Origin of the sequence: Escherichia sp. 94.0001, from assembly GCF_013369155.2 — a bacterium.
In the GTDB taxonomy this organism is placed as follows: Bacteria; Pseudomonadota; Gammaproteobacteria; order Enterobacterales; family Enterobacteriaceae; genus Escherichia; species Escherichia coli_F.
In genome coordinates, this window is record NZ_JABWMS020000042.1 from 1 (window position 1) to 23,841 (window position 23,841).

At 50.1% G+C, this 23,841-nt stretch carries 17 protein-coding genes; 6 read left to right on the plus strand and 11 right to left on the minus strand.

Going from position 1 to position 23,841, the window contains the following annotated elements; translation table 11 throughout:
• Positions 1–327 precede the first annotated feature (327 nt).
• The 3 genes from focA to pflA all read left to right on the plus strand — a co-directional run bounded on the left by focA (position 328) and on the right by pflA (position 4,454).
• Positions 328–1,185 carry a formate transporter FocA gene (focA, locus tag HEN33_RS17135; RefSeq protein WP_000642546.1) on the plus strand — a complete coding sequence of 286 codons (858 nt, stop codon included), beginning with the start codon at positions 328–330 and terminating at the stop codon, positions 1,183–1,185.
• Between the two features lie 54 nt (positions 1,186–1,239).
• The gene (gene pflB / locus HEN33_RS17140; protein ID WP_001292812.1) at positions 1,240–3,522 is read left to right on the plus strand and encodes a formate C-acetyltransferase; all 2,283 of its coding nucleotides are present in this window, start codon (positions 1,240–1,242) and stop codon (positions 3,520–3,522) included.
• 191 nt (positions 3,523–3,713) lie between these two features.
• A complete protein-coding gene (gene pflA / locus HEN33_RS17145) occupies positions 3,714–4,454 on the plus strand; it encodes a pyruvate formate lyase 1-activating protein (RefSeq protein WP_000111043.1) in 741 nt (246 codons plus the stop codon).
• 81 nt (positions 4,455–4,535) lie between these two features.
• Here pflA and HEN33_RS17150 read toward each other — a convergent pair whose 3' ends face one another.
• Positions 4,536–5,126, minus strand: coding sequence for an NAD(P)H oxidoreductase (locus HEN33_RS17150; RefSeq protein WP_032302794.1), 591 nt, complete (start codon positions 5,124–5,126; stop codon positions 4,536–4,538).
• A 99-nt stretch (positions 5,127–5,225) separates the two neighbouring features.
• Between HEN33_RS17150 and HEN33_RS17155 the strand changes: the two genes are divergently transcribed.
• A complete protein-coding gene (locus HEN33_RS17155) occupies positions 5,226–6,134 on the plus strand; it encodes a LysR family transcriptional regulator (RefSeq protein ID WP_001242668.1) in 909 nt (302 codons plus the stop codon).
• Here the strand turns inward: HEN33_RS17155 and HEN33_RS17160 are convergent, their stop codons facing one another.
• Entirely contained in the window at positions 6,135–7,565 is a 1,431-nt protein-coding gene (locus HEN33_RS17160) for an APC family permease (protein ID WP_032183852.1), read from the minus strand.
• Positions 7,566–7,774: 209 nt separating this feature from the next.
• The gene (locus HEN33_RS17165) at positions 7,775–8,923 is read right to left on the minus strand and encodes an MFS transporter (protein ID WP_000109295.1); all 1,149 of its coding nucleotides are present in this window, start codon (positions 8,921–8,923) and stop codon (positions 7,775–7,777) included.
• Positions 8,924–9,237: 314 nt separating this feature from the next.
• Between HEN33_RS17165 and ycaC the strand changes: the two genes are divergently transcribed.
• Complete coding sequence (gene ycaC / locus HEN33_RS17170) at positions 9,238–9,864, plus strand: isochorismate family cysteine hydrolase YcaC (RefSeq protein ID WP_000165876.1); 627 nt, start codon at positions 9,238–9,240, stop codon at positions 9,862–9,864.
• Between the two features lie 34 nt (positions 9,865–9,898).
• Here ycaC and dmsC read toward each other — a convergent pair whose 3' ends face one another.
• From dmsC to lrp, 8 genes are all read right to left on the minus strand, one after another.
• The gene (gene dmsC / locus HEN33_RS17175; RefSeq protein ID WP_115738851.1) at positions 9,899–10,762 is read right to left on the minus strand and encodes a dimethyl sulfoxide reductase anchor subunit DmsC; all 864 of its coding nucleotides are present in this window, start codon (positions 10,760–10,762) and stop codon (positions 9,899–9,901) included.
• A gap of 1 nt (position 10,763) precedes the next feature.
• Positions 10,764–11,381, minus strand: a complete 618-nt coding sequence (gene dmsB / locus HEN33_RS17180; protein ID WP_000213098.1) for a dimethylsulfoxide reductase iron-sulfur subunit DmsB — start codon at positions 11,379–11,381, stop codon at positions 10,764–10,766.
• A gap of 10 nt (positions 11,382–11,391) precedes the next feature.
• Positions 11,392–13,836: a dimethylsulfoxide reductase subunit A gene (dmsA, locus tag HEN33_RS17185; RefSeq protein ID WP_176262575.1), complete on the minus strand. Its 2,445-nt coding sequence runs from the start codon at positions 13,834–13,836 to the stop codon at positions 11,392–11,394.
• 238 nt (positions 13,837–14,074) lie between these two features.
• Positions 14,075–15,367, minus strand: coding sequence for a serine--tRNA ligase (serS, locus tag HEN33_RS17190; protein WP_000886683.1), 1,293 nt, complete (start codon positions 15,365–15,367; stop codon positions 14,075–14,077).
• 90 nt (positions 15,368–15,457) lie between these two features.
• Complete coding sequence (gene rarA / locus HEN33_RS17195) at positions 15,458–16,801, minus strand: replication-associated recombination protein RarA (RefSeq protein WP_000067755.1); 1,344 nt, start codon at positions 16,799–16,801, stop codon at positions 15,458–15,460.
• A 10-nt stretch (positions 16,802–16,811) separates the two neighbouring features.
• Complete coding sequence (lolA, locus tag HEN33_RS17200; protein ID WP_001295343.1) at positions 16,812–17,423, minus strand: outer membrane lipoprotein chaperone LolA; 612 nt, start codon at positions 17,421–17,423, stop codon at positions 16,812–16,814.
• Between the two features lie 158 nt (positions 17,424–17,581).
• Positions 17,582–21,688, minus strand: coding sequence for a DNA translocase FtsK (gene ftsK / locus HEN33_RS17205; RefSeq protein WP_176262574.1), 4,107 nt, complete (start codon positions 21,686–21,688; stop codon positions 17,582–17,584).
• Positions 21,689–21,822: 134 nt separating this feature from the next.
• On the minus strand, positions 21,823–22,317 hold the full coding sequence (gene lrp / locus HEN33_RS17210; RefSeq protein WP_000228473.1) for a leucine-responsive transcriptional regulator Lrp: 495 nt from the start codon (positions 22,315–22,317) through the stop codon (positions 21,823–21,825).
• 544 nt (positions 22,318–22,861) lie between these two features.
• Here lrp and trxB point away from each other — a divergent pair.
• Complete coding sequence (trxB, locus tag HEN33_RS17215) at positions 22,862–23,827, plus strand: thioredoxin-disulfide reductase (RefSeq protein WP_000537408.1); 966 nt, start codon at positions 22,862–22,864, stop codon at positions 23,825–23,827.
• Positions 23,828–23,841: the final 14 nt, after the last annotated feature.

Here is a 23,841-nt window from a genome sequence, read left to right on the forward strand (position 1 = left end):
ACATATATTTGCATTAATAAAATAATTGTAATTATAAAGTTAAATATCGGTACTTTGTATTTAATAAATACGATCGATATTGTTACTTTATTCGCCTGGTGCTCCCTTTTAATTAACTGTTTTAGCGGAGGATGCGGAAAAAATTCAACTCATTTGTTAATTTTTAAAATTTATTTTTATTTGGATAATCAAATATTTACTCCGTATTTGCATAAAAACCATGCGAGTTACGGGCCTATAAGCCAGGCGAGATATGATCTATATCAATTTCTCATCTATAATGCTTTGTTAGTATCTCGTCGCCGACTTAATAAAGAGAGAGTTAGTGTGAAAGCTGACAACCCTTTTGATCTTTTACTTCCTGCAGCAATGGCCAAAGTGGCCGAAGAGGCAGGTGTCTATAAAGCAACGAAACATCCGCTTAAGACTTTCTATCTGGCGATTACCGCCGGTGTTTTCATCTCAATCGCATTCGTCTTCTATATCACAGCAACCACTGGCACAGGAACAATGCCCTTCGGCATGGCAAAACTGGTTGGCGGCATTTGCTTCTCTCTGGGGCTGATTCTTTGTGTTGTCTGCGGAGCCGATCTCTTTACTTCCACAGTGTTGATTGTTGTTGCCAAGGCGAGTGGGCGCATCACCTGGGGTCAGTTGGCGAAAAACTGGCTAAATGTCTATTTTGGCAACCTGGTCGGCGCACTGCTGTTTGTACTTTTAATGTGGCTTTCCGGCGAGTATATGACCGCGAATGGTCAATGGGGACTAAACGTCCTACAAACCGCCGACCACAAAGTGCACCATACTTTTATTGAGGCCGTCTGCCTTGGTATCCTGGCAAACCTGATGGTATGTCTGGCAGTATGGATGAGTTATTCTGGCCGCAGCCTGATGGATAAAGCGTTCATTATGGTGCTGCCGGTCGCGATGTTTGTTGCCAGCGGTTTTGAGCACAGTATCGCAAACATGTTTATGATCCCGATGGGTATTGTAATCCGCGACTTCGCATCTCCGGAATTCTGGACCGCTGTCGGTTCTGCACCGGAAAATTTTTCTCACCTGACCGTGATGAACTTCATCACTGATAACCTGATTCCGGTTACGATCGGTAATATTATCGGCGGTGGTTTGTTGGTTGGGTTGACATACTGGGTCATTTACCTGCGTGAAAACGATCACCATTAATGGTTGTCGAAGTACGCAGTAAATAAAAAATCCACTTAAGAAGGTAGGTGTTACATGTCCGAGCTTAATGAAAAGTTAGCCACAGCCTGGGAAGGTTTTACCAAAGGTGACTGGCAGAATGAAGTAAACGTCCGTGACTTCATTCAGAAAAACTACACTCCGTACGAGGGTGACGAGTCCTTCCTGGCTGGCGCTACTGAAGCGACCACCACCCTGTGGGACAAAGTAATGGAAGGCGTTAAACTGGAAAACCGCACTCACGCGCCAGTTGACTTTGACACCGCTGTTGCTTCCACCATCACCTCTCACGACGCTGGCTACATCAACAAAGCGTTGGAAAAAGTTGTTGGTCTGCAGACTGAAGCTCCGCTGAAACGTGCTCTTATCCCGTTCGGTGGTATCAAAATGATCGAAGGTTCCTGCAAAGCGTACAACCGCGAACTGGACCCGATGATCAAAAAAATCTTCACTGAATACCGTAAAACTCACAACCAGGGCGTGTTCGACGTTTACACTCCGGACATCCTGCGTTGCCGTAAATCCGGTGTTCTGACCGGTCTGCCAGATGCTTATGGCCGTGGTCGTATCATCGGTGACTACCGTCGCGTTGCGCTGTACGGTATCGACTACCTGATGAAAGACAAATACGCTCAGTTCACCTCTCTGCAGGCTGATCTGGAAAACGGCGTAAACCTGGAACAGACTATCCGTCTGCGCGAAGAAATCGCTGAACAGCACCGCGCTCTGGGTCAGATGAAAGAAATGGCTGCGAAATACGGCTACGACATCTCTGGTCCGGCTACCAACGCTCAGGAAGCTATCCAGTGGACTTACTTCGGCTACCTGGCTGCTGTTAAGTCTCAGAACGGTGCTGCAATGTCCTTCGGTCGTACCTCCACCTTCCTGGATGTGTACATCGAACGTGACCTGAAAGCTGGCAAGATCACCGAACAAGAAGCGCAGGAAATGGTTGACCACCTGGTCATGAAACTGCGTATGGTTCGCTTCCTGCGTACTCCGGAATACGATGAACTGTTCTCTGGCGACCCGATCTGGGCAACCGAATCTATCGGTGGTATGGGCCTCGACGGTCGTACCCTGGTTACCAAAAACAGCTTCCGTTTCCTGAACACCCTGTACACCATGGGTCCGTCTCCGGAACCGAACATGACCATTCTGTGGTCTGAAAAACTGCCGCTGAACTTCAAGAAATTCGCCGCTAAAGTGTCCATTGACACCTCTTCTCTGCAGTATGAGAACGATGACCTGATGCGTCCGGACTTCAACAACGATGACTACGCTATCGCTTGCTGCGTAAGCCCGATGATCGTTGGTAAACAAATGCAGTTCTTCGGTGCGCGTGCAAACCTGGCGAAAACCATGCTGTACGCAATCAACGGCGGCGTTGACGAAAAACTGAAAATGCAGGTTGGTCCGAAGTCTGAACCGATCAAAGGCGATCTCCTGAACTACGATGAAGTGATGGAGCGCATGGATCACTTCATGGACTGGCTGGCTAAACAGTACATCACTGCACTGAACATCATCCACTACATGCACGACAAGTACAGCTACGAAGCCTCTCTGATGGCGCTGCACGACCGTGACGTTATCCGCACCATGGCGTGTGGTATCGCTGGTCTGTCCGTTGCTGCTGACTCCCTGTCTGCAATCAAATATGCGAAAGTTAAACCGATTCGTGACGAAGACGGTCTGGCTATCGACTTCGAAATCGAAGGCGAATACCCGCAGTTTGGTAACAACGATCCGCGTGTAGATGACCTGGCTGTTGACCTGGTAGAACGTTTCATGAAGAAAATTCAGAAACTGCACACCTACCGTGACGCAATCCCGACTCAGTCTGTTCTGACCATCACTTCTAACGTTGTGTATGGTAAGAAAACTGGTAACACCCCAGACGGTCGTCGTGCTGGCGCGCCGTTCGGACCGGGTGCTAACCCGATGCACGGTCGTGACCAGAAAGGTGCTGTAGCATCTCTGACTTCCGTTGCTAAACTGCCGTTTGCTTACGCTAAAGATGGTATCTCCTACACCTTCTCTATCGTTCCGAACGCACTGGGTAAAGACGACGAAGTTCGTAAGACCAACCTGGCTGGTCTGATGGATGGTTACTTCCACCACGAAGCATCCATCGAAGGTGGTCAGCACCTGAACGTTAACGTGATGAACCGTGAAATGCTGCTCGACGCGATGGAAAACCCGGAAAAATATCCGCAGCTGACCATCCGTGTATCTGGCTACGCAGTACGTTTCAACTCGCTGACTAAAGAACAGCAGCAGGACGTTATTACTCGTACCTTCACTCAATCTATGTAATTAGTTTTGACTGAAATCGTACAGTAAAAAGCGTACAATAAAGGCTCCACGAAAGTGGGGCCTTTTTTAGCACGAGAGCCTTTTTTGTCAGCTATCTATACTTTAAGGTGACTGCCAAAACAGACTCGACGTAGCCTTCGAGCTGCGCGCCAACACGGCCTCAGATGGGCCACATCTGGAGAAACACCGCAATGTCAGTTATTGGTCGCATTCACTCCTTTGAATCCTGTGGAACCGTAGACGGCCCGGGTATTCGCTTTATCACCTTTTTCCAGGGCTGCCTGATGCGCTGCCTGTATTGTCATAACCGCGACACCTGGGACACGCATGGCGGTAAAGAAGTTACCGTTGAAGATTTGATGAAGGAAGTGGTGACCTATCGCCACTTTATGAACGCTTCCGGCGGCGGCGTTACCGCATCCGGCGGTGAAGCAATCCTGCAAGCTGAGTTTGTTCGTGACTGGTTCCGCGCCTGCAAAAAAGAAGGCATTCATACCTGTCTGGATACCAACGGTTTTGTTCGTCGTTACGATCCGGTGATTGATGAACTGCTGGAAGTAACCGACCTGGTAATGCTCGATCTCAAACAGATGAACGACGAGATCCACCAAAATCTGGTTGGAGTTTCCAACCACCGCACGCTGGAGTTTGCTAAATATCTGGCGAATAAAAATGTGAAGGTGTGGATCCGCTACGTTGTTGTCCCAGGCTGGTCTGACGATGACGATTCAGCGCATCGCCTCGGTGAATTTACCCGTGATATGGGCAACGTTGAGAAAATCGAGCTTCTCCCCTACCACGAGCTGGGCAAACACAAATGGGTGGCGATGGGTGAAGAATACAAACTTGATGGTGTTAAACCACCGAAGAAAGAGACCATGGAACGCGTGAAAGGCATTCTTGAGCAGTACGGTCATAAGGTAATGTTCTAATTTCCCCGTAAAGCGGCAACTTTATTGAGTTGCCGCTTTGTTATTCCGCGCTTCATTCTGCTACAGCGTTTTTAACACATCTTATAGTGCATCTACCATATCCCGTACCTGAGATAATAACGACTGATAATAGCTCGCGTGAAGTTCTTCCCCATCGAATACCACTGTATTACACAAGAAAGTGACATCGGCATCTTCAATACCAAGATAACTGCACATATTTATCAAATAATCGCTTATATTTTTTTCCCAGCCCATCTGGACAAATGATTCTTTGTCTCCTCCAACCAGCGCCACCCAACGAACTTTATTGAATGGTAATTTGTGCCCATCTCCATAAGCCAGCCCATTATTCCATACTCTGTCAATATATCCTTTTAGCATTGCTGGGAAGCTGTACCACCAGAGAGGAAAAACCACCACTAACGTGTCATGTTCAAGCAGCTCTGAATAAAGCTGATGAACCTCTGGAGAATAACGTTTATCCATATTCTTCCAGTCTGGTTCATCTTCCGGTGTCATCACCGGGTTGAAATTACGCCGATATAAATCGAGTTCCGTCACCTGTATTTTCCGCTCCATTGCCCGCTGATGGATCGCATCAGCAATATGTGCGGTCAATGAATCATGACGAGGATGGGCCCATACCAAATAAATACGTTCAGACTGCATAATTTTACCTCCACGTTAAGTTCTGGAGCGCACTTTACGCAGGCGGCATCATCCTGTAAACGTGATGATTCAGGATGAGTTAATGAAGGATTTTCACTAATGCGGATGAATATGTCTGACTTTGCCACTTTCTTTGCCGTGGCCCGTAATCAAAGCTTTCGTGCAGCAGGCGATGAGTTAGGCTTATCTTCGTCCGCCATTAGCCATAGTATTAAAACACTGGAACAACGTCTTAAAATTCGCTTATTCAATCGAACAACCCGAAGCGTATCGTTAACGGAAGCGGGTTCTAATCTCTATGAACGATTGCGCCCAGCTTTCGACGAAATTCAGATCATGTTAGATGAGATGAATGATTTTCGTCTGACACCAACAGGTACGCTCAAAATCAATGCCGCCCGGGTAGCTGCACGTATATTTTTAATACCTTTACTGGTTGGTTTCACACGTGAATATCCTGATATTAAAGTCGAGCTCACAACTGACGACTCTCTTGTTGATATCGTCCAGCAGGGCTTTGACGCTGGCGTTCGACTTAGTGGCATCGTCGAAAAAGATATGATCAGCGTGGCGATCGGCCCGCCAGTGAAATTATGTGTAGCAGCAACGCCAGAGTACTTTGCAAGATATGGCAAACCCCGCCATCCTCATGATCTGCTTAATCATCAATGTGTTGTTTTTCGTTATCCCAGCGGCAAACCTTTCCACTGGCAATTTGCAAAGGAGCTGGAAATTGCTGTCGCAGGAAATATCATTCTGGATGATGTTGATGCTGAACTGGATGCCGTTTTGATGGGTGCTGGTATCGGGTATCTGCTCTATGAACAGATCAAGGAGTACCTTGATACCGGTCGTTTAGAATGTGTACTGGAAGACTGGATCACAGAGCGTCCAGGCTTCCAGATCTATTACCCAAACCGCCAGTATATGTCCTGCGGCTTGCGCGCATTTCTCGATTATGTAAAAACGGGTCAGATCTGCCAGAGTCAGCGTCACCGACCACAATAATTATTTGCTATTCGCTTTACGCGCCAGCAGCGGGAATATCAGCCCTAATCCCACCAGCACAAACGGCGTTGCAACATTCAGCGCCAACTGGAATGTCCACTCTGCGGTGAAGGCTTCCATTTTCGGGAAAATACCAGTCAGGCAGGCAAAAGCGGTAAAGGCAAAACACCAAATTCCGACGGTCATTGCCAGCGGCTTATTACGAATAAAGACATATTCCGGCTTATATTTCTGCGCCAGGCGAACAACTGCAATAAATGCAACAAATACCCATAAATAACGCAGCGGCATCACTACCGAGTTAAGATTCAACAGCCATTTATAGAGATTGTTCATATCACCAATGCCGAGAGTCGGCAGCATTATCAGGATCGCCACCAGCACCAGGGTCAGAAAATAGCCATTAACGGGCGTACCAGAAGCGTTGGTACGACATAAACTGGCTGGAATATATTTGCTGTCAGCATCGCCTAATAACACTTTAAGCGGCGCATCAATCGAGAATACCAGCGCAGCTACTTGTCCCAGGGTATTCGCAATGGCATAAATCACCATTAAAGTATTACCCATGTTGTAATATTCGCCCAGCTTCTGAAAGGCGTAATACTGACCGTTAGTCATTAAGTCATCCGGGATATTACGCGAGTCAAACATCATCCCCATCGCCAGTGAGCCCAGAATGGCACAAACCGCAACCATCACCGCCAGGCATAACATCCCTTTTGGAAATTCTTTTCCTGGGTTGCGCGTTTGATTAACGTAAGGAGAAATCTTCTCTGCTCCGCCAACCGCGAAAACCAGCATTGAAATAGTGGTAATGTAGGTAAAGTCGATATGAGGAATGAACGTTTCCCAGGTAATGTTTGTGGTCGCAATATGCACTTCAGTAATCGCAGGCGCGGTTACCGCCATCGCCACATACAGGAGCGACATAACAAACATCGCAATCCCTGCCACAGAACCGACGATTTTCAGCGATTTCATACCGCGTGAAGCAACCCACATAAAGAAGACAAACAGCACCAGCGTTAACCCCTGTAACGCTACGACTGAATATTCTTTGATTAGCGAACCGTCGCCTTTCATCGCCCAACCGAGCGCAATCAGTATTGCCTGGGGTTTTTGTGCCAGATAGGGAATATGCACTACCCAGTAGGTCCACGCGGCGAGGTAAGCCAGTCCGGGTCCCATCGTGTGTTTAATCCAGGTACTGACCCCGCCCTTCCCATCTTTGAAGGTCGAGCCTAACTGACCAACAATTAGCGCATAAGGTGTGAAATAGAGCGCAAAGATAAACACCCATGAAAAAACAACCACCAGCCCCTGGTTGGCGTAGTTATTAACAACGTTGCCAAAACCCCAGACAGTGATAAAAGACATCAGCGCAATGTTGTACCATCGCAGCTGTTTTTCCTGAACATTCCCAGCCATAGACAAATCCTTCGCCAAAATTAAAGGGGCATCTGTAAAACGAGGGATTATGCGCGGCAAATAAGAAGTGCGGAAATAGCGAAATGCAAAATTATAACCTGCTGCACATTTTATTTTGAAACGAATAAAATTTTGAAAAAAGCAAGTCAGAGAGAAGAAACAAAAAAGCAGAGTGTGAAACAGTAAGTTCACACTCTGCGTTAATTCATTTACACGTGAGCAACGGGTTTCGGCGTATGACCGGCGTTGCGAAGCAGCATCAGCAAATAGATAAACGATACGCTGGCGATCATGATAAACAATAAATTATCGGAGAAATTCTGCATTAGCATAGCGGTAAATGACGGGCCAAGCAGACTTCCCACGGTATAGCTCAACAGTAAGGCCTGATTCATCGCTACCAGTTGATGATGTTCAACTTTCTCGCAAGCCCATGCCATCGCCACCGGATATAGCGTAAAGCCAGCGGCACCGAGGATGAATAACGCTGGGGCCATCGCCGCCTGGCTAAGCATCGCGATACTGCCGAGAATGACGACAAAGACCTGAACACGCAACACCAGCAGTCGACCAAACTTATCCGCCAGACGTCCAATCGGCCATTGTCCAAGGATACCCGCACTGACCAGTACCGCCATCCAGAAACCAATGCTGGCATTGCTCACCCCTTTGTGATTGAGGTACAGCGGCATCAGGCCATATAGAGATCCCAGAACGATTCCTGAGATAATGCAGCCATTCACGCCAAGCCGCGCCTGACGGAGTTTTAGCATTGACGTAATTGACGTCGAATCATGGTTTTCAGCCTGCTGATTCAGCACACGCGTAAACAACAGCGGTAAGATCCCTGCCAACGTCAAACCTGTAACCCACGGCAATACGGACATCAGCTCGGTTGAAACTTTGCTGACCAGTAACTGGCCTAAAAACGTTCCCACGTAATAAACCATCATATACGCAGCAAGCAAACGCCCACGGTTACGTGACGTCCCACTGCACATCAGCGCGCTCTCAACAACCACCCAAATCATGGCACAGCCGACGCCGGCGACAAAACGCCAAGCCAACCAGCTCCAGAATCCAATCATCAGGCCAAGGCCGGCACAGCCAGCGGCAAAAATGAAGGAGGCCAGATAATAGCTGCGGTTAAAGCCAATGCGCTTAATGACATACCCTGTCAGCAATGTACCGACCAGGTTGCCGGTAAAATAGGATGAGCTGACAACGCCTACCTGCCATGTGGACATATGTTCCTGGGCGAGCCAAAGCGGCACGAGTGTATTTAACACTGCGATCGCCAAAGTCAACAAAAGCAGGCCAGACAGCAAAAGCATGACAGGCCGGGTATACGTGGACATGAATTAAAACCGTGAGGAAGTTCAAATTTCATGCGCATCATGCCACCGCCAAAAACATTGTCAATGGGTGAAAATACGCGCATATCGCAGCTGAGGTATTATCGATTTATATTACTCATTCATAACGCTAATGCTGGAGAGACGATTAATCTCATCTGATTGTTTTTATTGATCTAACACAAATTTCATACGCTTCGTTCAGTCGAAAAATTTCATGGTCACAGCAAACTCATATTTCCCGTCTATGCTTTCAGAGCAATGCATCGCGTCTGACCGATTTCAGACGTACCACTGACTCTCGAAAGGAGAAGAGGATGACCAAACCGTATGTTCGTCTTGATAAAAATGATGCTGCCGTTTTGCTTGTTGATCACCAGGCTGGTTTACTTTCCCTTGTACGGGATATCGAACCCGATAAGTTTAAAAATAACGTGCTGGCGCTGGGTGATCTGGCTAAGTATTTCAACTTACCTACTATTCTTACCACCAGTTTTGAAACCGGTCCTAACGGCCCATTAGTTCCAGAACTGAAAGCACAGTTTCCCGATGCACCTTACATTGCTCGCCCGGGAAATATTAACGCCTGGGATAACGAAGATTTTGTAAAAGCTGTCAAAGCGACAGGTAAAAAACAGTTAATTATTGCCGGTGTGGTAACCGAAGTTTGCGTGGCATTCCCGGCGCTTTCAGCCATTGAAGAAGGGTTTGACGTCTTTGTCGTGACTGACGCGTCAGGGACCTTTAATGAAATTACCCGGCATTCGGCATGGGATCGCATGTCGCAAGCTGGTGCGCAATTGATGACATGGTTCGGCGTGGCGTGCGAGCTGCATCGCGACTGGCGTAATGATATTGAAGGACTGGCGACGTTGTTCTCTAACCATATTCCTGATTATCGTAATTTGATGACCAGTTATGACACGTTAACGAAGCAGAAATAAAAGAGAACCGGGGCCGAAACCCCGGTTGTTATGATTAGCTTGCGACGGCCATCCCCACGGTCATATGCAAACCATAGAATACGCCACGACCGATTAATTCCCCTGCCAGAAGCAGAATGAATGATACGGAAAGTAGCGGAACCGCAGGCTGATAACCTTTTAGCTGTGGTGCAATCCACAAGCACAGGGCAACAGCCAAAAGCACGATCCGCCAGGACATCAGCGCACCATAGTCCGGCACCAGCGCTGCGGCCTGCTGCACAGAGCTATGAATAGTCGCCAGCTCTGCGCCCTGCATCACTGACACCACGCCACTCACTACCAGGGCCAGTACAGAAATAGCTGGCAGCAGACGCATCGCCCAGCCATCGACGCCAGTCAGACTCAGCAACAGGTAACCCAGTAACGGGCCGCCCATGAACATCGTCAGGAAGAAGCCCATCGGTGTCCAGATGCTGTACCAGGTGGGTACGGTATCGATGCTGTTATAGACACGCACCATCATCCAGACAAAGACTACGCCAAGAACCATCGTCACCACCAGCCACAGCGTACGCAATGCCGGTGACAGCTTTTTCAGCATTGCCAGTAACCAGCCGATGCCACCAACAGCAAAAAAGATCGAACCGCTGGCGATTTCGTTACTGAGTGCTGAAGCCCCTACCCGGTTGAGCGAGTTAAAGGCGCGCATCGGTGAACCAAGATGAAGCATAGAGGCGATAAAGCCAATACCCATCAGCACCCATAAGCCAAACATGCAGGCAATAACACGCTGCTGGGCTTCTGCTCGCAGGTCGCCTTTGAGCAGCGCCAAAGCCAGAACGATAAAACCACCTGCTACACATTGCCCGAAGACCGTGAAGATCATCAGCGGCCATTCATGCCATCCACTTCCCATCTTACACCTCCTTCGGGTTTGCCAGATAGCCAGTGGTATCCCCGGTTGGGCGGCTGTTGGCATTGGGTTTGATCACAATATTCGGTTTGGTAAAGTGAGCTCGCGGCAACGGCGCAACAGCCGCCAAATCGCCATGTTTTTTACGCAGCTCGTCGATAGGGCCGAAATCCAGCGCCCGCAGCGGGCAAGATTCAACACAGATCGGCTTCTTCCCCTCCGCAACACGGTCATAACAACCATCGCATTTGGTCATATGGCCTTTCGTTTCGTTATATTGCGGTGCGCCATACGGGCAAGCCATATGGCAGTAGCGGCAGCCAATGCACACATCTTCATCGACCACAACAAAACCATCTTCACGTTTATGCATCGCACCGCTCGGGCAGACTTTAGTACAAGCCGGATCTTCGCAGTGGTTACATGAAATCGACAGATAGTAGGCAAACACGTTCTGATGCCAGACACCGTTATCTTCCTGCCAGTCACCGCCAGCATATTCATAAATGCGGCGGAAGCTGACTTCCGGCGTCAGATCTTTGTAGTCTTTACAAGCCAGCTCGCAGGTTTTGCAACCGGTGCAACGGCTGGAATCAATAAAAAATCCATACTGGGTTGTCATCGGTTACTCCTTACACCTTTTCAACCTGAACCAGGTTTGTATGTGACGGATTCCCCTTAGCGAGAGGAGACGGACGTTGAGTGGTCAGTACGTTAATACAACCGCCCTTATCGACACGTTTTGTATCCGGGTCATACCAGGCACCTTCACCCAGTGCGACCACACCCGGCATCATTCGTGGCGTCACTTTTGCCTCAATGTGAACCTCACCACGGTCGTTAAAGATCCTGACCTTATCGCCGTTGTTGATACCGCGTTTTTGTGCATCAAGCGGGTTGATCCACATTTCCTGACGGCAAGCTGCTTTCAGCACATCAACGTTGCCGTAAGTTGAGTGAACGCGAGATTTGTAGTGGAAGCCAGTAAGCTGCAGCGGATATTGTTTGTTCAGCGGATCCTGATAACTTTCAAAGCCCGGCGTGTAGATCGGCAGTGGATCGATCACGTCGCCTTCTGGCAATTCCCAGGTCGCGGCAATGTCAGCCAGCGCCTGCGAATAAATCTCAATTTTACCCGATGGCGTGGTCAGCGGATTTGCCTGCGGATCTTCACGGAAAGCTTTATAAGCAACGTGATGCCCTTGTGGGTCGCGCTTTTTAAAGATCCCCTGCTTGCGGAACTCTTCAAACGTTGGCAGTTCAGGAATCGCTTCCCGCGACTGGGCATACAGATGCCGCATCCACTCTTCCTGTGTACGGCCTTCAGTAAACTGTTGCTCAACGCCAAGACGTTTTGCCAGTTCGCTGGTCATTTCATAGATGGTCTTACATTCAAAGCGCGGTTTAATCACCTGATCGTTGAAAATCACGTAAGACATATTCCCGCAGGATGCATCCAGTGCAAAGTCCATCTGTTCGGAAGCGGTGCAGTCAGGCAGCAGGATGTCAGCATATTTCGCTGATGAGGTCATGTGGCAGTCGATAACCACAATCAGCTCGCACTTCTTATCATCCTGAAGGATTTCATGGGTACGGTTGATTTCAGAATGCTGGTTAATCAGGCAGTTACCAGCATAGTTCCAGATCATTTTGATCGGCACATCCAGCTTATCTTTCCCGCGCACACCATCACGCAGCGCTGTCATTTCCGGGCCACGTTCAATGGCATCGGTCCACATAAACATCGAAATGCTGGTCTGGATCGGGTTTTCGAGGGTCGGCATACGGACAAAAGGTAAGCTGTATGAACCTTCACGCGCGCCGCTGTTGCCCCCGTTAATACCAACGTTACCGGTCAGAATCGCCAGCATCGAGATAGCACGGGTTGCGATTTCACCGTTAGCGTGACGCTGCGGGCCCCATCCCTGGCTGATAAACGCCGGTTTGGTACTACCGATTTCACGAGCCAATTTGATGATTTTGTCTGCCGGAACACCGGTGATTTGCGAGGCCCATTCCGGTGTTTTAGCCACGCCATCTGGCCCTTCCCCCAGAATATAAGCTTTATAGTGGCCATTTTTCGGTGCACTAGCTGGCAGGGTTTTCTCGTCGTAGCCAACGCAATATTTATCGAGGAATTCCTGATCAACCAGATTTTCGCTGATCATGACGTACGCCAGACCATTAACCAGTGCGGCATCTGTTCCCGGACGAATAGGGATCCACTCATCTTCGCGCCCGGCACCGGTGTCGGTATAGCGCGGATCGATAATGATCATACGAGCATTGGATTTCTGACGAGCCTGCTCAAGGTAATAAGTCACCCCACCACCGCTCATTCGCGTTTCGCCAGGGTTATTACCAAACAGTACCACCAGCTTACTGTTTTCAATATCTGACGGGCTGTTACCATCCGCCCAGCCGCCGTAGGTATAGTTCAAACCTTCCGCAATTTGCGCGGAAGAGTAGTCACCGTAATGGTTCAGATAACCGCCGCAGCAGTTCATCAGGCGAGCGACCAGGGTATTTCCCGGCGGCCAGGAGCGGGTCATGGTGCCGCCCAGCGTACCGGTACCATAGTTCAGATAGATAGACTCGTTGCCGTACTCTTTGATCAGGCGCTGCATATTGGTCGCGATGATGTCGTAGGCTTCTTCCCAGCTAATGCGCTCGAATTTGCCTTCACCGCGCGCCCCGACTCGTTTCATCGGATATTTCAGGCGGTCCGGATTGTAGACACGGCGACGCATGGAACGCCCACGCAGACAGGCGCGCACCTGGTGCAGGCCGTCATAGTTGTCATCGCCGGTATTATCCGTTTCAACATATTTAATTTCACCGTCCACAACGTGCATACGTAGCGGGCAGCGGCTACCACAGTTAACTGTACAGGCGCTCCAGATAACCTTTTCGTCTGACTTTGCCGGAAGGGCACTATCAACAGCGTGCGCAATCCGACTAAAAGGTAAGGTTAATGCGCTGCTGGCCATTGCCAGGCCGCCGATCGCTGTCGTTTTTACCAAACCACGGCGACTCACCTCAGCAGCCAATACCGCATCAGGGATTTTCGTTTTCATAATGGCTCACTCAAGCTTGCTCACGATTGATTCCAGTAACAAACCGTATTGTGTAATTATTTCTATAGCAGTTCGCTATATAGGTTTGTACACATCGAATGATTTGAAAATCAAAGAGATAGGCAGATTTTCACTCGAAAGTAGTATTACGTGTAAGTGAGGAGTAATTATTGTTCGGTATCAAAGGGAGACAAAAAAAGCGCCCGAAGGCGCTTTTTAGATTCAGAAAAATTGGGTATTAGCCAATATATTCCAGTCCGTTCATATACGGACGCAGAACTTCCGGTACTTCGATACGACCATCAGCCTGCTGATAGTTTTCCATTACCGCAACCAGCGTACGACCAACAGCCAGACCAGAACCGTTCAGGGTATGAACCAGACGGGTTTTCTTGTCCGACTTGCTACGGCAACGTGCCTGCATACGACGCGCCTGGAAATCCCAAACGTTGGAGCAGGAAGAGATCTCGCGGTAGGTGTTCTGTGCCGGGATCCATACTTCCAGGTCGTAAGTTTTGCAAGCGCCAAAGCCCATGTCGCCGGTGCAAAGAATGATTTTACGGTACGGCAGGCCCAGCAACTGCAGGACTTTTTCCGCATGACCGGTCATCTCTTCCAGTGCCGCCATTGAGTCTTCCGGGCGCACGATCTGCACCATTTCAACTTTGTCGAACTGGTGCATACGGATCAGACCACGGGTGTCACGACCATATGAACCTGCTTCAGAACGGAAACATGGGGTGTGGGCGGTCATCTTAATTGGCAGATCATCTTCATCGATGATTTCACCGCGTACCAGGTTGGTCAGCGGAACTTCTGCCGTTGGGATCAGTGCATAGTTACTGGTGTCTGCTTCTTCTTCCAGCGGACGAGTATGGAACAGATCGCCAGCAAATTTCGGCAGCTGACCCGTACCGTACAGCGTGTCCTGGTTAACCAGGTACGGAACATAGTTCTCACTGTAGCCATGCTGTTCGGTATGCAGATCCAGCATAAACTGCGACAGTGCGCGGTGCATGCGAGCAATCTGCCCTTTCATTACCACAAAGCGGGAACCAGTCAACTTAACTGCGGCTGCAAAGTCGAGGCCAGAGTGCATTTCACCCAGCGTCACATGGTCACGAACTTCAAAGTCAAACTCACGCGGGGTACCCCAGCGGCTGACTTCAACGTTGTCATTTTCGTCTTTACCTACCGGCACTTCATCTGCAGGCAGGTTAGGGATGGTCAGCGCGATATCGCGAATTTCAGCCTGTAAAGCATCCAGCTCGGCTTTTGCTGCATCCAGCTCTTCGCCCAGTTTGTTCACTTCCAGACGTAAAGGCTCGATATCTTCCCCGCGCGCTTTCGCCTGGCCAATGGATTTCGATCGGGAGTTACGCTCCGCTTGCAGGTTTTCCGTTTTGACCTGCAATACTTTACGACGCTCTTCAAGAGCGCCCAGCTTATCTACATCCAGCTTAAAGCCCCGGCGTGCCAGTTTTTCAGCGACTGCGTCTGGCTCATTACGCAGCAGATTGGGATCGAGCATGCTTATCCTGTGCTTATCGAATTAAATGGGAGATGTGGCCACAGCCTGCGACCACAGGGATACAGTAACAACATTACCGCAACGATAACATTAACGGTAGCGTTTTATGGGGCTATTTTGATCCTGTTCAGCCAGCCAGGCGAGCTTTTCGCCAATCTTGCCTTCAAGGCCCCTGTTTGTCGGGAAATAATAGCGTGTTTGTGCTATTTCCGGCGGGAAGTAAACCTCACCGGCAGCATAAGCGTTTGCTTCATCATGAGCATAACGATATTCCTGACCGTAGCCCATTTCCTTCATTAGTTTTGTCGGCGCATTACGCAAATGAACCGGCACGTCATAATCCGGACGTTCGCGAGCATCGGCCAGCGCGGCTTTAAATGCGGTATAGACAGCGTTACTTTTTGGCGCGCAGGCCAGGTAAACAATCGCCTGAGCAATGGCACGTTCACCTTCAGCCGGACCAACGCGAGTAAAGCAATCCCAGGCCGCAATTGCCACCTGCATCGCTCGTGGATCAGCATTACCCACATCTTCAGACGCAATCGCCAGACAGCGACGCGCGACATATAACGGATCGCCACCGGCGGTAATAATTCGCGCATACCAGTACAGCGCCGCATCGGGTGCGCTCCCACGTACCGACTTATGCAGTGCGGAAATGAGATCGTAAAAGCGATCGCCTTTGTTATCAAAGCGGGCGCTACGTTCACCGGCGATTTCGGTCAGTAATTCAGGTTTCAGGACCCGCTTACCGCTATCATCGACTTCGGCCATATCCGCCATCATTTCCAACGTATTTAACGCCCGGCGCGCGTCGCCATTCACCAGTTCAGCAATGGCGCGTCGTGTTTCATCTGGCAGAACAATATCCTGACCACCATAGCCACGGGTTTTGTCTTCCATCGCCTGAGTCAGTACTTGCTCAATATCCTCTGTACTGAGGGATTTCAGCAGATAGACACGGGCACGGGAAAGCAGTGCCGAATTAAGCTCAAACGACGGGTTTTCAGTGGTTGCACCAATAAAAGTGATGGTACCGTCTTCAATATGTGGCAGAAATGCATCCTGCTGACTTTTGTTGAAACGGTGAACTTCGTCAACAAAAAGAATAGTGCGGCGACCAGCATTGCGGTTTTGCCGAGCGCGCTCGATCGCCTCACGAATCTCTTTCACGCCAGAGGTGACGGCAGAAATACGTTCCACATCAGCGTTCGCATAACGGGCTATAACTTCAGCGAGGGTTGTTTTGCCGGTACCCGGTGGCCCCCAGAGGATCATAGAATGCAAATGCCCGGCTTCGATAGCGCGCGGCAATGGCTTCCCGGCAGCCAGCAAATGTTGCTGGCCGATATACTGTGCTAAATTTTCTGGCCGCATACGCGCGGCCAGAGGTTGAAAAGTATTATCCGAAAAATCGAGCGACAGATTGCTCACTCAGGTGCCTCTACTTACGTTGATCATCTACCGTGACGCCTTGCGGCGGGGTGAAGGTAAATTTCGCTGCATCCACAGCCCCATTTTGCTGGGATTTCAGCTGATAACTGCTGCGCTGATCGTCCTGCTCCACCGCGCTAAACTGATGGATTGTGCCATCACGCCCTACGTTAATGGTGAACTGCTTCAAATTGCCATTGCTGGCTTTCGGCGTCAGGACAAAGTCATCGCCATTCTGTTTGATATTGTACTGCTGCCAGTCGCTGGACTGGTTGCGGGCAATCAGCATAAACGGCGTATTACCGGTGGCATCTTTCAGCCAGGTTGCCGTAGCTTGCTCAACGAACGGGTTATAGAACCACAGTGTTTTACCGTCAGAAACCAGAATGCTTTCGTCAGGTTGAGTCATATGCCAGTTGAATAAGTTTGGACGTTTCACCCACAGATCGCCCTGACCTTCCTGCACCGCAGCGCCGCTACCGTCAGTCACTTTTTGTGTGAAGCTGGCGTGGAAGCTGCTGACTTTATCCAGACGGCTTTTCAGATCGCTTGCGGCATCAGCCCAAACACTGGACGCCACTAAACTTGAGAGTAATGCACAGGTGATGGCAATTTTTTTCATCATTGTTCCTCAAATTACGTCACTCCCGATCGGGAGTTCCCTCTACTCTCTATTCCAGGCTAATAATCAGCTTGAGGAAAGAAGAAAATACTGAATTTTCAGTTGATAGAGTGCCGGATGCAACGCTACCTCGCCTTATCCGGCCTACGATGCATTAATTAGTCAAACGGCGGTGGGGCCAGCACTTCACGATTACCGTTGTGCCCCTGTTCGCTGACAATCCCTTGCGCTTCCATCTGTTCGATAATACGCGCTGCACGGTTATAACCAATGCGGAACTGACGCTGTACGCCTGAAATTGACGCTTTGCGTTTTTCAATGACAAACTGCACCGCCTGATCGAACAACGGATCCAATTCTTCAGCGCCATCGAAACCACCCGCACCACCTTCGCTTTCGCTGTCGGAGGTGATGCCGTCAACATACTGTGGGCGACCACGCGCTTTCCAGTCCTGCACCACGGCATGAACTTCCTGATCGCGAACAAAAGCACCATGAACACGTACCGGCAACGTGGAGTTCGGCCCAGAGTAAAGCATATCCCCCATACCCAGCAGTGATTCCGCGCCAGCCTGATCAAGAATGGTACGGGAGTCAATCTTGCTGGAAACGGTAAAGGCGATACGGGTCGGAATATTCGCTTTAATCAGACCAGTAATAACATCAACCGATGGACGCTGCGTTGCCAGTACGAGGTGGATACCTGCAGCACGGGCTTTTTGCGCCAGACGTGCTATCAGCTCTTCCACTTTTTTACCTACCGTCATCATCAGGTCGGCAAATTCGTCCACCAACACCACAATGTACGGTTCTTTTTTCAGCACCGGATGCTGGGCATCCATACTGTCACCCGGCTTCCAGTACGGGTCTGGAATCGGACGCATCATGCAATCGGCTTCAGCAATTTTTTCGTTATAACCCGCCAGATTACGCACACCCAGCGCAGACATCAGTTTGTAACGACGCTCCATCTCGTTAACACACCAGCGCAGCGCGTTGGCGGCATCTTTCATATCGGTAACAACTTCCGTTAACAGGTGCGGAATGCCTTCATAAACCGAAAGCTCCAGCATTTTCGGGTCGATCATGATGAAACGCACATCTTCTGGCTGTGCTTTATAAAGCATGCTCAGGATCATCGCGTTCACACCGACAGATTTACCGGAACCGGTAGTCCCCGCAACCAACAAGTGCGGCATCTTCGCCAGATCGGCAACCACCGGCTCACCGGCGATATCTTTACCCAGCACCACAGTTAATGGTGACGGATTATCGCGGAACTTCGCATTATCAAGCACTTCGCGCAGATAAACGGTTTGTCGTTTTTTATTCGGTAACTCCAGACCTACATAAGGTTTGCCAGGAATAACTTCAACGACACGCACCGCCACCGTCGAAAGTGAACGGGCAAGGTCACGAGACAAGTTAGAAATGCGCGCCGCTTTTACGCCCGGTGCCAGATTCAATTCAAAGCGAGTGATAACCGGTCCCGGAGAGTAATTGACGACATCGGCTTTAATACGGAAATCAGCCAGACGCGCTTCCACCAGGCGCGCCATTTGTTCAAGCGCAAAGGTATCTACCGGTTCCACTTCGCTCGGTGGCGGTGTCAGCAAATCCAGAGAAGGCAGCGGCGTCGTCGGTTTATGCAACGGACGGCTGTCGCCATTGCGCATCAACAGTGGATGAAGCAGGGTATCCTGCGGCTGCGGCACAACCGGTTGTTGTGGCTGCTGATACTGCGGCTGCGGCGCAACTGGCTGTTGCGGCTGCTGATATTGCTGCTGTGGTGCAACCGGCTGTTGTGGCTGCTGATACTGCGGCTGTGGTGCAACCGGCTGTTGCGGCTGCTGATATTGCTGCTGCGGTGCAACCGGTTGTTGTGGCTGCTGATATTGCTGCTGCGGCGCTACCGGTTGTTGTGGCTGCTGGTATTGCTGCTGCGGCACTACCGGTTGTTGCGGCTGCTGTACAGGTTCAACAATTGGCGTAAACAGCGGTTCGTGTGGCCCATCATCCAGCAAAGCTTTCATTGGCGAAAATTCGAAATCATCCAGCGAGAACGGATTCGCCCCAGCCGGTTGTTCGCCGGAATAACGTTGTTGTTGAGTTTGAGCAAACTGACGAGCCAGTTCTGCCTCTGCCGCAGCATCTGCATCTTCTGTATTCACGGGCACATCATGTTGATACTGTTCGCCATAGCGTTGCTGCTGCGTCTGGGCGAACTGACGCGCCAGTTCATCCTGCTGCATCGCATCGATTTCATCATCGTTATAATGATCGCCGGAATCGTACTGATTGCGCTGGGCTTCACGGGCTTTTTCTTCTGCCGCACGCTGTGAGGGCAGCTTAATACCGTAAGACGCCAGTTCACGACGAGTTGGCACGCGGATGCGTTTCGGTCGTGGCAACTGCGGGCCAATCCCCTCTTTGACCTGCGGACGCGGTCCACCGCTATTTGCCAGACTGAAAACTGGCGCGGCAACGGTTGCGGCAGCCCCCGTCGCCAGTGTCGCTTTTTTCACACCAGATGCCAGCGGAGAAACAGCGGCAGCGGCTTCTACTGGAGGTACTGCTGCAACAGAAGGTGCTTTCAGCGAAGATTTGATCGGTTCCGGTTCTTTAACCGGTTCTGGAATCGGTTGATACCAGGCCGCAAGTTGTTCACGTTCACGGGCTCGCTTCTCTTCCACTTCTTCAAAATAGTAAAGCGGCGGACGCGTGGGTTTTGTCTCTTCTACAACGGGTTCAGGCTCCACAACAGGCTGCTGTTCAACGGGTTGCGGCTGTTGGTACAACGGCTCCTGAGCGGCTGGCTGCTGATAAGTTTGCTCAGTCTGGTATGTAGACTGTGGAGCAAAAGTGGATTGCTGCTCTTCGGCTTGCCAGGCGTTACCTGCCACCGGTTGTTCTGGCGCAGGGGCGTAATACGGCTGTTGCGCAGACTGTTCCGCCGCAGTTGTGTAATACGGCTGCTGAACAGGTTGTTCCGCCGCAGGAGCGTAGTAAGGTTGTTGCACAGGTTGTTCCGCCGCAGGCGCATAATACGGCTGCTGTGGCTGTACAGGTTGTTGCAGCGGCTCATTATATTGCACTGCAGGCTGCGCATATTGTGGCTGCTGAGGGTAACCTTCCGGTGCAGGAGCAATAACCGGCTCTCCCGTTTGTGGCCCCGGTACAGGCTGCCAGGCTACTGTAGGTTGCGCAGGTGGAACATCAACAGAGGCAACTGGCGGCGTCTGAGTCACAGGTTCAACCGGTGCAGCCCAGCTTTGTGTCGCCGTGGTAGCAGCAGCTGCTACAGCAACAGGTTCGGTAATTGGCGCACCGTTTAATAATGGATCGTATTCGTCATATTCTGGCTGCGTTGCACGATTGCCCGAAAAGAGGACGTCGTCAGGGTCGGCAGCCACACCGCGTGCAGTGTAGGTAATCTCTTCTTCATCATCCATCCGCTTACCGGAGAACAACGCAGCATCTGTTTGCCGCCCCATCGGATTAATGAATTTTTCCGCCAGACGTTTACGACGCGCTAACGCGCCGCGAAGAATACGGGCACGGCGTGATTCATGCTGTTTGCCGTGATTTTCATCTTCATATTCTTCGTCGTCTTCATACTCATCTTCATCGACCCAGGTATCATCGCGACGGGTACGATTACTGGCGAAGGTGAGAATGTTTAAAATCCAGCCGCCGAGTTTTTCAGCAATGGTCACCCATGACCAACCGGTGAACAGCGTCAGGCCCGCTGCCCAAACGCAGAGCAGCGCAATTGTTCCCCCGCTACTGTGTAGCAGTGGTTGTAGCGTAGTGCTTAGTAAGCTGCCAATGACGCCACCGGAGGCAAAATACCAGATATCGTCAGCGTTGATTGCCGCCAGACCACAGGAGGTAAGGATGAGCGCCAAAACGCCAATGATGCGTAGCGAAACGGCAAAATAATCAATGTATTCGTCACTGGACTGATGACGCCAGGCAAACCAACAACCGCCGACAATAATGACGGGAATGGTGTAAGCCATCACGCCAAAAATAAAGAACAGGGTATCTGCCAGCCACGCACCGGGCATCCCACCTAAATTATGGATAGGTTCATGCCAGGCCGTTTGCGACCAGCTGGGGTCCGAAGGGTTAAAGCTTAGTAAGGCAGCCATCAACCAGACGGCAAACAGGACAATAAGGATCAGCAACGCCTCCAGAAGGCGGCGGCCGCTACTTAACTTTGTCAATGTGACTTCTTTGTCTTCAGTGTATTCCTGGCTCAAGAAAGGCTCTCCAGGTTACAGGCTTTTCCTGCCCGATGCTAAAACGGACAACAGTACCAGGTTACCCCAGTACTGTTGCTGTATGGATTAACAGGAGTGTAATCAAAATACGCCGATTTTGCACCTGTTCCGTGTTAGCGCGTCTTAATAACCAGACGATTACTCTGCTTGACTTCTTCCATAACAACGTATGTCCGCGTGTCATTGACGCCAGGCAGACGCAGCAGGGTTTCCCCTAGCAACTTACGGTAAGCCGACATATCCGGCACGCGTGTTTTCAACAGGTAGTCGAAATCACCGGATACTAAATGACACTCCTGAATTTCTTCAAGTTTTTGTACAGCGGTATTGAATTGTTCAAACACATCCGGTGCGCCACGATTCAGAGTAATCTCAACGAATACCAGAAGTGATGCATCCAGATAATGGGGGTTCAGCAGCGCTGTATAGCCCTGAATAAACCCTTGTCTTTCCAGCCGACGCACACGCTCAAGGCACGGCGTTGGGGAAAGTCCCACACGTTTAGAAAGCTCGACGTTAGAAATACGCCCATCCTTTTGCAACTCATTAAGAATGTTACGATCGATACGGTCGAGATCTTTGCCAGGGCGCTTCTTGCTATCTACCATTATTATTGTCTCTCTGTATTCCTTCCCTACTCCTGTCTGACCCTGAAACATCACTGTTCAGAGTCGCTACCCGTCACGATAGACCGAAATCATTAAGATTCACGGCGCGCAATGCCTGGTCTACGGTGAGAAGACCGTTGCCTGGTGGCAGCTATCGACATCACGAATGGCGTCTGTCCACGCCATACGTAGATTTCACTAGCACGGTAAACATGGTATTTACATGCATGGTTATGCGCATATAAGAATACTGTTTTTTTTCTTCCTCGAATGTTTTCGCAAAACACCAGGGGATTGTCAAAGCAAAACATCGATTTTTAGTACAACATGCCAGATATTCATTAACAGGGGCGTTTATTCATCATTTAATCGGCTTATAACGCGGGAAATTTAAGTAGCAGAGGTGATAATGCCGGAGGGAATTTGACCTGCTTATCGATACTGCCGATTGCACAAATTGTTAACAAAATCGTCATACTCTTTTTTTACGTCTGTAAATTCCCTACAATCCTGCCCATTGTCTGCCAACAACTATGGGGATCTCATGGGCACGACCAAACACAGTAAACTGCTTATCCTGGGTTCAGGCCCGGCGGGATACACCGCTGCTGTCTACGCGGCGCGCGCCAACCTGCAACCTGTGCTGATTACCGGCATGGAAAAAGGCGGCCAACTGACCACCACCACGGAAGTGGAAAACTGGCCAGGCGATCCAAACGATCTGACCGGTCCGTTATTAATGGAGCGCATGCACGAACATGCCGCTAAATTTGAAACTGAAATCATTTTTGATCACATCAGCAAAGTAGATTTGCAGAATCGTCCGTTCCGTCTTACTGGCGATAGCGGCGAATACACTTGTGATGCGCTGATTATTGCCACTGGAGCTTCTGCTCGCTATCTCGGCCTGCCCTCTGAAGAAGCCTTTAAAGGGCGTGGGGTTTCTGCTTGTGCAACCTGCGACGGTTTCTTCTATCGTAACCAAAAAGTTGCGGTCATCGGCGGCGGCAATACGGCGGTTGAAGAGGCGCTGTATCTGTCTAACATCGCTTCGGAAGTACATCTTATCCACCGTCGTGACAGTTTTCGCGCGGAAAAAATCCTCATTAAGCGTCTGATGGATAAAGTGGAAAACGGCAATATCATTCTGCACACCAACCGTACGCTGGAAGAAGTGACCGGCGATCAGATGGGCGTCACTGGCGTTCGTCTGCGCGATACACAAAACAGCGATAACATCGAGTCACTCGACGTTGCCGGTCTGTTTGTGGCTATCGGCCACAGCCCGAACACGGCTATTTTCGAAGGGCAGTTGGAACTGGAAAACGGCTACATCAAAGTGCAGTCGGGTATTCATGGTAATGCCACCCAGACCAGCATCCCTGGCGTCTTTGCCGCAGGCGACGTGATGGATCACATTTATCGCCAGGCCATTACATCTGCGGGTACAGGCTGCATGGCGGCACTTGATGCGGAACGCTACCTCGATGGTTTAGCTGACGCAAAATAATTTTACAAATCAGT